The organism is Thermocoleostomius sinensis A174, assembly GCF_026802175.1.
In the GTDB taxonomy this organism is placed as follows: domain Bacteria; phylum Cyanobacteriota; class Cyanobacteriia; order Elainellales; family Elainellaceae; genus Thermocoleostomius; species Thermocoleostomius sinensis.
Window position 1 is genome coordinate 4,039,373 of sequence record NZ_CP113797.1, and the last position, 12,445, is coordinate 4,051,817.

General features: G+C 45.2%; 7 protein-coding genes. 4 read left to right on the forward strand and 3 right to left on the reverse strand.

The window, feature by feature from the left end; genetic code table 11:
• The first annotated feature begins 29 nt into the window (after positions 1-29).
• Positions 30-947 carry a histone deacetylase family protein gene (locus OXH18_RS17540; RefSeq protein WP_268608431.1) on the forward strand — a complete coding sequence of 306 codons (918 nt, stop codon included), beginning with the start codon at positions 30-32 and terminating at the stop codon, positions 945-947.
• Positions 948-1,067: 120 nt separating this feature from the next.
• On the opposite strand, the gene OXH18_RS17545 is transcribed toward OXH18_RS17540, so the two are convergent.
• Both OXH18_RS17545 and gmd read right to left on the reverse strand, forming a co-directional pair.
• On the reverse strand, positions 1,068-2,015 hold the full coding sequence (locus OXH18_RS17545) for a GDP-L-fucose synthase family protein (protein ID WP_268608432.1): 948 nt from the start codon (positions 2,013-2,015) through the stop codon (positions 1,068-1,070).
• 231 nt (positions 2,016-2,246) lie between these two features.
• Positions 2,247-3,332, reverse strand: a complete 1,086-nt coding sequence (gene gmd / locus OXH18_RS17550) for a GDP-mannose 4,6-dehydratase (RefSeq protein WP_268608433.1) — start codon at positions 3,330-3,332, stop codon at positions 2,247-2,249.
• A gap of 611 nt (positions 3,333-3,943) precedes the next feature.
• Between gmd and obgE the strand changes: the two genes are divergently transcribed.
• Entirely contained in the window at positions 3,944-4,963 is a 1,020-nt protein-coding gene (obgE, locus tag OXH18_RS17555) for a GTPase ObgE (RefSeq protein ID WP_268608434.1), read from the forward strand.
• A 398-nt stretch (positions 4,964-5,361) separates the two neighbouring features.
• Positions 5,362-8,949 carry an FkbM family methyltransferase gene (locus tag OXH18_RS17560; protein WP_268608437.1) on the forward strand — a complete coding sequence of 1,196 codons (3,588 nt, stop codon included), beginning with the start codon at positions 5,362-5,364 and terminating at the stop codon, positions 8,947-8,949.
• Between the two features lie 93 nt (positions 8,950-9,042).
• Here OXH18_RS17560 and OXH18_RS17565 read toward each other — a convergent pair whose 3' ends face one another.
• Complete coding sequence (locus OXH18_RS17565; RefSeq protein ID WP_268608438.1) at positions 9,043-11,202, reverse strand: hypothetical protein; 2,160 nt, start codon at positions 11,200-11,202, stop codon at positions 9,043-9,045.
• Between the two features lie 224 nt (positions 11,203-11,426).
• Here OXH18_RS17565 and OXH18_RS17570 point away from each other — a divergent pair, with 224 nt between their 5' ends.
• Positions 11,427-12,407: a glycosyltransferase family 2 protein gene (locus OXH18_RS17570; RefSeq protein ID WP_268608439.1), complete on the forward strand. Its 981-nt coding sequence runs from the start codon at positions 11,427-11,429 to the stop codon at positions 12,405-12,407.
• Positions 12,408-12,445 lie beyond the last annotated feature (38 nt).

Genomic DNA, 12,445 nt, shown 5'->3' on the forward strand with positions numbered 1-12,445 from the left:
GTTAGATTGAGATAGACGATTGATGACCTATGGATTTGCCGATCGTCTATCATCCCAACTATGTGGTACCGCTACCTGACAACCATCGCTTCCCGATGCCCAAATTTCGGCAGTTATACGAAATGCTGATAGCTGACCAAGTGGTGCATCCCTGCCAGTTTCATGTTCCAGAATTACCGTCAAATGAGACGATTGCATGTGTGCACACTCCTGAATATGTACAGGCTTATTGTGACGGAACGTTAGATGCCAAAGCCCAGCGACGCATTGGACTACCATGGAGTCCGGCGTTGGTGAAGCGCACTTGTATAGCTGTGGGCGGAACGATCCTCACGGCTCGATTGGCGTTAGAGTGCGGCTTAGCCTGTAACACGGCGGGTGGAACCCACCATGCCTTTCCCAGTTACGGCTCGGGGTTTTGTATTTTCAATGATTTGGCGATCGCCGCTCGCGTATTGTTGTCTGAAGGTGTAGTTGAAAGAATCTTAGTTATAGATTTAGACGTTCATCAAGGTGATGGTACAGCTTTTATTTTTCAAGCTGATGCACGTGTCTTTACATTTTCAATGCATTGTGCTGTTAATTTTCCAGGAACGAAACAACAGAGCGATCTAGATGTTCCCCTAATAGCGGGAATGGGTGATGATGCTTATTTGCAACTATTAGGTAACTATTTGCCCGATTTATTGTCGCATGTCAATCCTGATTTGGTTCTCTATGATGCTGGAGTAGATGTGCATATTAGCGATCGGCTTGGTAAGTTGGCGTTGAGCGATCGGGGAATTTTTTGTCGAGAAATGCAGGTATTAAGTACCTGCGTATCACAAGGCTATCCAGTGGCATGCGTAATTGGCGGTGGCTATGGAGACGATATGCAAGCCTTAGTGTATCGACATTCACTAGTGCATCGCGCCGCCAGTGATGTGTATCGACAGTACCGACTTTAGAAAAGAAAGGAGGAAAGGATAAGGCATGAAGAATGAACTCAGCGCTTTCACGTTGTCTTAAAAAATTCCCAGGTTCCGTCGGCAGAACGCTGGGAAAATAACAAACTTCTCGTTAAGAATTTAAGCAGCGTGCTGACGATACCAGTCGATCGTGTTTTTCAGTCCCTCCTCGAAGCCAACTTGTGCCACAAACCCAAAGGCTTGCTTAGCTCGTTCTGTATCCAGACAGCGGCGTGGCTGACCGTTGGGTTTATCTGTTTCCCAGACAATTTCACCATCGAATTCCATTAACCGACAAATTAATTCAATTAAATCTTTGATGGCGATTTCGTATCCAGTTCCTAAATTTACAGGTTCAGCCTTGCTGTAGGACTGCGTACCCATGACAATGCCGCGTGCTGCATCTGTCGAGTAGAGGAATTCGCGAGTGGGGCTACCATCTCCCCAAACCGGAATCTGCTTATCACCGCGTTGCTGAGCTTCGTGCACCTTGCGGATTAAGGCAGGGATGACATGGGAACTGCGCGGATCAAAGTTGTCTTCAGGTCCATACAGGTTCACGGGCAGTAGGTAAATGCCGTCAAATCCGTACTGCTGTCGATAGGCTTGCAGTTGTACAAGTAATGCTTTTTTGGCAATGCCATAGGGGGCGTTAGTTTCTTCGGGATAGCCGTTCCAAAGATCATCTTCTTTGAAGGGCACGGGCGTGAACTTGGGATAGGCGCAAATGGTGCCAACACAAACAAATTTCTTGACACCTGCTTCATAGGCTGCATGAATTAGCTGAGTACCCATCATCAGGTTGTCGTAGAATAGCTCGGCTGGTTTTTCTCGATTCAAGCCAATGCCGCCGACATGGGCTGCTAAGTGAATCACAATATCTTGCTGGTCTACGGCACGTTGACAGCTTTCCATCTGGCGTAGATCGCAGTCTTTCGATCGCGGTGTGGTGATTTTGTCTCGATCGGCCCCGGCTTTGCAGAGTTGATCTACCACTTGACGACCCAGAAAACCGGCCCCACCCGTAACCAGAATGCGTTGATTTGTGAAGTCTAATGTTGAGGTCATATGAATTACTTCTGGAGTAACTAAGGGGAGTACAAATGGACAAATGGCGATTGTTTCAGGGACAACAAGGAATGGGGATGGGGGATAGGTAATAGATAAGAGTAATGGGTGATAGCAACGCAAAGTGCAGTCTCTATTCTTTCCCTATTCTCTACTCCCTACTCCCTACTCTCCATTCCCTATTCCTTCCAACCGCATCCCTCTACTACGATCGCCGATCGCCCTCGGTAACTAGAGCGAGATGCTGCCAACGCCTTGGCGAATGGTGGCATGTTCCAAGCTAGCGTTAGCCACGATGGAGCCGTTGCTGAGGGGAATTAGCCCTAGTGCTTTGAGGTCAGCTTCTACCATCAGTTGAACTAGTTGCTCGAAGGTAACGGATGGTTCCCAGCCTAATTTCTGCTTAGCTTTGGCGGGATCACCAATCAGCAAATCAACTTCTGCTGGCCGCAGGTAGCGCTCGTCAAATTCAACATAGTTCTGCCAATCTAAATTCACATAGCTAAACGCCAGATCGAGAAATTCTCGAATGGAATGGGTTTCCCCGGTTGCTACAACATAATCATCGGGTTCGCTGTGCTGAAGCATCATCCACATGGCGCGAACATAGTCTTTGGCATAGCCCCAATCGCGCTTGGAGTCTAAGTTACCCATGTACAGTTTCTTTTGCTGTCCGGCCACAATGCGAGCGATCGCTCGGGTGATTTTACGAGTCACGAAGGTTTCGCCACGGCGGGGCGATTCATGATTGAACAGAATGCCATTGCAGGCAAACATTCCATAGGACTCGCGATAGTTCACCGTTTGCCAATGAGCATACACTTTGGCGCACGCATAGGGACTGCGGGGGTAGAAGGGTGTGCTTTCTCGCTGCGGAACTTCTTGCACTAGCCCGAACATCTCTGACGAACCAGCTTGATAGAACCGCACTTGCGCCCCTGTCCGTCGCTGATAATCCCGGATAGCTTCTAGTAACCGCAGAGTGCCCATGCCAACAGCATCGACTGTGTATTCTGGTGCATCAAAGCTAACTCGGACGTGGGATTGAGCACCCAGGTTATAGATTTCTGTGGGCTGAACTTCTTCTAGAATGCGGCGTAGCGTTGTGCCATCTGTGAGATCACCGTAATGCAAGAACAGCCGGGCATCTTCTTTGTGCGGATCTTCATAAATGTGATCAATGCGATCGGTATTAAAGGTTGAAGTTCGGCGAATAATTCCATGAACTTCATAGCCTTTTTCCAGCAAAAATTCACTTAGGTAAGAACCATCTTGACCTGTAATTCCTGTGATCAGTGCACATTGCCGTTGTGTCATGTTCGGTGTCCCTTGTAAATTCATGAGTAGAAATGGCAGAAACCTCTTAATTTTGAAGAACTTCTGCCGGAAATAGGCTTTCTAGTTTGACATTTAGACTAATACCGCATGGCGCGTTAACTACTAGAATTCCCAGAAAATCCACCTCTGCAACCACTGTTATAGTGGTCAGGATGTAGAAAATTTCCTCGTTGTTGCTCAGCCGATCGCCCCCATCTTCAGTAGATTTACTAAGATCACAACGATCAATCCGAAAGTTTCTTTATAAACTTAGCTCAGGCTCCGACAAGAAACTTTAAAAAAATTAAAAGTTATGGTGAAGTTAGCCGCACTACTCAATTTTAGTGGTGCTGTTGCTGCTAGCGGAGTTGGGGCAAGGCAAAAGGCGTCGGATGCTGAACGTTTCGATGCTGACCATGAGTTCCAAATGCTGGCTAACTGACACAACTCATTGCTCCCTCATCCCTCAACTTCTTCGTCCTCCTGGTCTAGAAACGGAATATAGGGAAGGGCGGATTATTCTCAGTTAATCAAGTTGCAAACGAGTTCTCTGTTCGATCGCCTACTATCAAAGAAGGATGGCAAGGTTAAAGATGGGCTAATTATCAGTCATGCAATTTATTGATCAAGCAGAAATTGAGGTGCAGGGCGGTGACGGCGGTGACGGACTGGTTGCTTTCCGGCGCGAAAAATATGTACCCGCGGGTGGGCCGGCTGGCGGGAATGGTGGACACGGTGGTTCGGTCATTCTGGTGGCTGTCGAGCATTTACAAACATTGCTAGATTTTAGATACGCTCACAAGTTTAAGGCCCAAGATGGACAACGGGGCGGCCCTAAAAATATGACGGGGGCTTCGGGGGATGATCTTCGAGTTGAAGTTCCTTGCGGCACGGTTGTTTATGATGCTGAGACGGATGAAGTGCTGGCCGATTTGACAGCACCGAATCAAGAATTTTGTGTGGCGAAGGGTGGTAAAGGTGGGTTGGGCAATAAGCATTTTCTTAGCAATCACAATCGTGCCCCAGAACGGGCGTTGCCAGGGCTGCCGGGGGAGGTGCGGCTGATTCGTTTGGAATTGAAACTGTTAGCCGAAGTCGGAATTATTGGCTTGCCGAATGCGGGTAAATCGACGTTAATTTCGGCATTGTCAGCCGCCCGTCCTAAAATTGCGGATTATCCTTTTACAACGCTTGTGCCCAATTTAGGTGTAGTTCGTAAGCCCTCAGGCGACGGTACGGTGTTTGCTGATATTCCTGGACTGATTGAGGGAGCGCATTTGGGAACGGGGTTGGGGCATGATTTTCTGCGACACATTGAACGGACGCGCGTCTTGCTGCATGTGATTGACGCCACTCAAGCCGATCCAATTGCCGCTTACCATACGATTCAAGATGAATTAGCAGCGTATGGACGTGGTCTCACCGCTCGTCCCCAAATCCTAGCACTCAATAAAATTGATGCTTTTGCGTCTGAAGAAGAGGTGGCGGCGATCGCTGCTCAATTAGAACAATGCAGCCAGATTCCGGTGTTTCTGATTTCAGCCGTCGCAGGAACTGGGCTAGATCCGTTGCTTCAGCAGATTTGGCAGGTCTTAGAAGTAACTGAACCTGTTGTGGAAAGTTTAGCTTAATCGTCCTGTATAAGCCTGGTTGATTGAATGCAAGCGGCTATTAACGGCGGGTGAAGCTAGGTACAGTACTCATTCAAAGGCCCCTATAGCAACCTAAACCAAGCAAACTGATGCAAAGTAGGTGAGGTGACGTTGCTAAAATCTAACGGGATTGCTGACACAGCGTTGCACAAAGAGGAATCGCGAGGAGCAACGTGATCTGTTTAGAGTGCCACCTGATAAACTGTCACAGCAATGAGGCGCGAGACGCGCAACCGATCTGAGTCTAATGCAGGGTTGAGACTCTAATGCTTCAACGAGATGTTTGGATTTAATAGCGCTTGTCGCTAAAACACGGGTCACTGTTTGCTAAACTGAGGGACAGTTTTAGGCAAATAGACGTTTCACCCATTGCCTCCATGAGTGTCACATCCTCCGGTGCTATCTCGGCATTGTTGACAGGACATTTAGTACCTCCCCGAGTCTTAATCATTGACATGACTCGTATAGGAGACTATTCAGCAACTGGGCAGATGAAACAGTCTATCTTTGGCCTTCACCCTGCAGAATGCCTACTACAAGTTTACATGGTAGGTGAACGGCAATTTGGGTTATATTCTCCAGCCTCAGATTCAGCCATCAAACAATATCAAGACTGTGATCAACTGTTAGCAGACTGTATTCAATTCGCACCGGATGTTATTTACTATCGTCCAGTTGCTGAGCGTCCATTGCTTCACACCTTTGCTGTTGCTGCTATCGCTAAACTAAGTATTCCCACAGTCATTCACATTGTAGATGATTGGCCAGAACGGCTGCGGCTTCAGACCCCAAGCCGATATGTCCAGTTAGATCAGTCATTGCGTAGGCTACTTAATGATGCGTTTGCTTGCCTTAGTATTTGTGAGGCTATGTCGATTGCTTATCGAGAACGGTATGGTGTTGATTTTATTGCCATTGCTAATTGCATTAAACCTGAAGATTGGCTGCCAACAAATACTCAAATTTCAAAAAAATTTTCACGGGTGCAACCTTTCACAATTCGCTATGTCGGTAGTTTAGCCGACGATATGACCTGCCAGAGTATTTTGGATGTTGCCGAAGTGATTGCTGCACTGCAAACAGAATATTCTATAAACTTTGAAATTTACACTACCAACTATTGGAAACAAAAGGCGATTAACACCTTCTCGAATCTACCAGGTGTAAGCATTCATGAAGCAGCCTTTTCTACAGTAGCCTATCGCCAGTTGCTCATCACAGCAGACGCTCTGTTGATTGCTTACAATTTTGATCCAGACAGCGTTACTTATGTTCGTTATTCGATGGCAAACAAATTTCCGGAATGTTTAGCATCAGGAAATCCTGTTCTGGTTTATGGTCCCATCGATGTAGCACCGATCGCTTATGCGGCGGAGATTGGTTGTACCCAATTAGTGATTGATCGCGATCCAAACAAGCTTAAAATTGCCATCTGTGCCTTAATAGATGACCCAAATTATGCTAGGGCATTGGGACAAGCTGCCCGCGAATATGCTTTCCAACATCATTCGGAATCTGTAGTAGCAAAGCGATTTTACGAAATTCTGTGTCAAGCAGCACAATCAGCTTTACCCACTCGGCACCAGAGCGTGAGCAATTTAGTAAGTTCTGATCAGCAGTCGATACTGGGTCCTTTCACGCGGGATCAATCAGTTTGTTTAGACGAAACTCAATTAGTCGCTGAGCTTTTGTCACATCTGCCTGAACACTCAATCATGTTAGACGTTGGGGCCCATCATGGCTCTGCTCTCCTCTCGTTTGTTGAAAAAGGATGGCGAGTGTTCGCCTATGAGCCTGATCCGGATAATCGCCAAGTTCTTGAACGACGAATGAACTCCTACACAAATCTGACGATCGACCGCCGAGCCGTTAGCGATCGAGCAGGAGAAACGGTTTCATTCTATGCTTCACCTGAGAGCACAGGCATCAGCACGCTTTCTCCCTTTCAAGACAGCCATCAGCAGAAATGCCAGGTTATAACTACAACAGTAGCTGAAATTTGTGCTGAGCATCAGTTGCACCAGATTGATTTTTTAAAGATCGATACAGAAGGACATGACTTGATGGTTTTAAAAGGAGTCCCTTGGGACAAAATTCATCCTGCTGTGATTGAATGTGAATTTGAAGACCACAAAACTGTTCCTTTGGGATATACCGTTGAAGATTTGGCTCAATATCTTGTCGATCGCGGTTACACCGTATTAGTCAGCGAATGGCATCCAATCGTTCGATATGGAATTCAGCACGATTGGCATCGCTTGATGTTATACCCCTGCCAACTTGCTACTCCTCATGCTTGGGGAAACTTGCTAGCGTTCAAACACACCCCCGACCTAGAACAGGTTGTAGCGCTCACCCAGAAACTCATTAAAACGAAATCTGAAAAACCAATCACCCAGATTTCTCTAAAACTTTCTAACCAAGCCACGATCGAAGGACATAATGGTATGAACCCATCTCGTCTTCAGGACAATCCGCAGCAAGATTCTACAGAATCATTGAATGGAAAGCATTCCTCTCATTCTGAGCTATCCCGACAACAGGAACCCTTCAATCCTCCCAAGTCTGTGCCTGTATTGCTCAAATTGAATGGGACTCGATTGGCTACTGGCTTGCTTGGACGGGTTGGGCGTTATTACAGCCGTTGGCCTCTCAGCATTGCCCTACTTGCCATAGGACTGAATACGATTGCCATGTTGGATGATGTCCCGTTTCGTTGGATTTTCTCTAGCGGGGGAACATTTCTTTTGGTGTTTTTGGTTGGACATGCTGCCTCCAAAGCAGATGTCGCTTTGCAAACGGGCGAACGTGCTCAAGAAACAGTGACGCAATCTCAGGAGATGACTGCACGGTTACAGAAAAAGGCAACTTCGGCCTTCAAGCGAGCCACTCAAGCGGGTGAACGGTTAAAACTGACTACTGAGCGCGTTGATCAAGCGATAGCAGAGGCAGTGACGGTTGCAGATCGAGCAATATCAACCGCCAAATTTGCCACAGAGATGGCGAGCCGTGCCACCGGAAGCGCTCAGTCTGGCGCTCAATCAGCCAATCGCGCTATTGAAATGGCAACTGCTTCCTTGGAAACGGCAAAAAACTGTCATGAAATAGCTCAACGATCGCTTAGCTATGCTGAGTCTGCTAGCGCTCAAACAACACAAGCCATTGCAGATTTGAAACAGCAAATTGATCAAATGTCAATATTGAATCCAAGCAATACCAGCAATATCAAATTGTTTCAGCCATTCGGACGGCAACTCTCGCAGGAACACATTGAAGTTTTTACTAGCTTCTGGACATCAATGTTGAGATTGCAACTAAACCAACAAGGTTTAGGATATCTAGCGCATCGAATTTGTTTGTCAGAAGATATCTGCACTGGGCGCTTGGCAACAACGGTGCAAGATATGGCACTTCGAGTTTTAGTCGCCCAAAGTCTTCGCACTCCTAACTTGTCAGTTCTAGAAATTGGTTCTCTATTTGGAATTAACCTTGCCATTATTTATGAAACTTGTCGTGATCATTTTGAGCAAATCCATTTGAGCGCAATCGATCCGTTGGATGGTTATTACGATAAAGGCAGAACGGATGTTATTACTCAAGTTCCAGTCACGCGTAAGATTTTTGAACACAATATGCGCCAAATGGATATTGCGCCTCAAGATATTACTCTGCTTCAAGGTTTAAGTACTGAATCAGTAATTTTAGAAAAAGCAGGATTAAGGCAATACAACTTGCTAATTATTGATGGTGATCATTCCTATGCAGGAGTCAAATTTGATTTTGATCACTATTTGGCTGCTGTAGATGTAGGGGGGTATATCATCTTTGATGACTATAATTCCGAGGATTGGCCAGAGGTGACGGAATTTGTTGATAATGAAGTTAAACGGAATTCGAGCGTTGAATTCATAGGCTCAAGTTGGAGAACGGCTGTATTCAAGGTAATTCGTAAAAACCTAGTTTGATACGCCTGCTGAACTACATGACTCTAAGAAACAAGCTTTTTCAGAGCTTCAAACTACTGCTAAAAGCCTCAGTGAAGATTTAAGAATTTCTATTTAGGCTTTATCTAGGCTTTCAATGCTAACCTGAGAGATTGTTTGACAGTGAAAGCTAATATTGGTCAAGATGAGTTCTACTTCGTTAAAGTCATCACTACCAAATTCAAGGCTAATTCCGTCATGACTGCGTGAAACATTTAACTGGAGTGCAATCTTCTCTGTTCCTGCTTGGCAATGGAAGGTTCGTCTAACGCCTTCAAAAGGATTGCACCCTCGTGGGTAGAAACCAATCGATAGTTCGCAAGACTTGACCATCAGTAAGCTAATGTCAACCTGAATTAAATCGCCTAGTTCGATCGCTTTGTTGTAGTGTAGAACGACCCAATCTTTAGCTGAATGGTTGCCGACTACAAAGCCTTTTTGAGTGGGGTAACTTTTTCCTTCAAATTGAATTCCACAAAAAGTAAAGCCAGATGCTAATTCCTGAGCTAAAACATCAAGTAATTGAGCAAACTCTTCCGCTTTGGGTCGTACTTTAAAATCTTCAGCTAAAACCTGACGGCAGATAGAGTCACAAATGGTGCGATTATGCAAGATGTAGGATTCTGAGTAGTTTTTCCTTGAGTGTAGCAGTAGAGTAGGCTCAGCCTTCTCCAAATCCCTCTTTGCACTGTAGTTTAAGATGTAGTTAGTATAGCGAAGATAGGGTGAAATTTCTTGAAAAAGCTGCCACCCCTCAGAGCTAGGATCAACTGGTTGAAATGGTGAAGATAGATTGGAACCAAATTCGGCAGCAAAGAAGTTTTCTAGCAAGCAATCATAGGCCATGCCACTGTCAATTTTCTCAGTAGTTTCATCTAGGAGAGCCTGCCACTTTTGGACAAACTCAATGAATCGCCGATCGCCGACCGCATAAATAGCATTGCCATTGATGTGACGGGCATATTTCCGTGCTAGCGTATCTTGTCCTTTGTACGGGCTACCCAAAATCCAAAACTCTTCAGCCGTTTGCACTAAATCGTAAAGCGCTCCCAGCCAATCGGGACGTAGAGGAACACAGTCTGTTTCCATAAAGAAGGCATAATGGCAACTATCTTGAAGTGCAAAAATACCTCGAAAGAATTGTTGATTAGGTCCGCTTTTATAACCTTTCTTTCCAACTGGAAGCGATCGATCGCGAATATAGATATCTTCACCGTCCGGTAATACAAAGAAATAGAATTCTAGCTCTGAAAAACAATTTTGAAGAAGTTCACTAGTTTTAAACTCCTCAATAATTTCTTGCTTTAATGCTTCATCTTCCACGCCTGTAAACGTAAAAATCAATTTAGGTTTTTTCCGTCCCCGAAGATGAAGAAATGGTGTAAAGCCTGGAATCTGCCACAATTTAAGATTATTTAAAATTTGCTCGCGTTCTCTCACCTGCGTTGGAATAACTAGTGCCCCCAGTCCTGGTTGATCCAAAACTTTCCACAAGGGCTTGTATGGCAATATACCTCTCGCATGAAGTTCAGACTTCAAATTGCAATTAATGACTTCCACATCCAAATTTTTCAGGAGAATGTCATCTCGCAAGGACTCAAACGAAGTAGGATGGAGATCAAAATTATGAACTTTTGGGTTTGGAATCTGAAACTTGTCTCCAGCTTGCTGATAATCATCAAAGAAATAGTTAGGATTTCTTGATGGTGTTTTTTTCATGACAAGCTGTATTCCCTCAGTGTTTTCTGCTTCTGGAATTTGTTCAATATATTGCAGATCAATACCGAGCAGCGCAACTCGTTGATATCCTAAATAGATGGCATAGCGAACTGAGTAAGAACCAGTTGTCACTTTTGATGGTTGAGCGCTTTGAAAAATCGAACTTTCGATAAATGGTAAACCGAATTCAGCACCGCGTTTTTGATACCAATACAATAAAAACTGATCTAGAAAAACATAGCGCTTATCTTTGCTTGCATCAGGAAAAAACTCAAGAAAACGCCCGTCTAAAAACGCTGTTTTCACTTGCCCCTCTTCAACTAGCCGTTTGATAGCTTGGTGATGTGTAGCAATCAGTTCAGAGTCTAGACAGCAATAATGGGTGGGATACCAGTTAATACGATCCCAATAGCGATAGGCAGCATTCATGCCTAATGTATCAACCTTGTTGAGCGCTGCAAAATCAAATCCTCGTAAACTCGGACCATTACCAATGACGATGATTGTTTTTTCCATGACACCCTTTCTTTAGCTAGTCAATCTTCAATTAGCAAAAATGATGAGAAAACTTACATAAAAGCGGCACTCAAAAAATTCTATCCTGATTCATTAACGTATAAAGATTTGATCTGGTAGATAGGAGTGGTAAGGTAGAACTGCACCCGTCAGTGATATTAGACACAGTTAGAACGGATAAGAACCAGTTATTGACCTGTGTGGTAGAGAAGTGCGAGGTTTAGATGATTCATCCCAGATGTTCTATCATCATCCGATGTTATAACGAGGAACAGCATATCGGCCGACTGCTCGACGGCATCCAGCAACAGACGATCGCCCCCGTCGAGATCATCGTAGTAGATTCCGGTTCTACCGATCGAACCGTGGAGATTGCGCAGCAATATTCGGTAACGCTGGTATCGATTCGCCCAGAAGAGTTTTCCTTTGGGCGATCGCTCAACTTGGGATGTCAAGCGGCTTCGGCTGAGTTGATTGTAATCGCCAGTGCTCATGTGTACCCTGTCTATCGAGACTGGCTAGAGCAACTGCTGAAACCGTTTGCCGATCCACAAATGGCGTTAGTATATGGTAAGCAGCGCGGCAATGATGTTACAAAATACTCCGAACACCAAATTTTTGCAACCTGGTTTCCTGATGACTCCAACCTCAATCAAACTCATCCGTTCTGCAACAACGCCAATGCAGCAATTCGGCGAAAATTATGGCAGCAACTTCCCTATGATGAATCACTGACAGGCTTGGAAGATTTAGACTGGGCCAAGCGCGTCATGCAACTGGGGCATCGCATCGCCTATAGTGCTGAAGCGGAAATTATTCATGTGCATGATGAAACACCACGACGCATCTACAATCGCTATCGCCGTGAAGCTATTGCTCTCAAGCGCATTTTTCCACAGGAGCATTTTAACGGATGGGATTTTGTGCGACTATTTGTCACTAACACCTTCAACGACTACTATCACGCTTTTCACGATCGTGTTTTATTCAAAAACTTTCTTTCCATTCCAGTATTTCGCTTCATGCAGTTTTTAGGAACCTGTCGCGGCTTTATGCAAAGAGTTCCGGTGACGAGCCAACTGAAACAGACCTTTTACTATCCGAGAGGACTAAAGCGACATGCTCTCTCGCAAACTTCTAATTCACGACGGGCGATCGATTACACTCAGCGCGAAGAAGTCGTACTTGAGCAAATTCGTCACTAACGGTTACTTTACTTTTCTCTTTACCTGTCTATAATTAA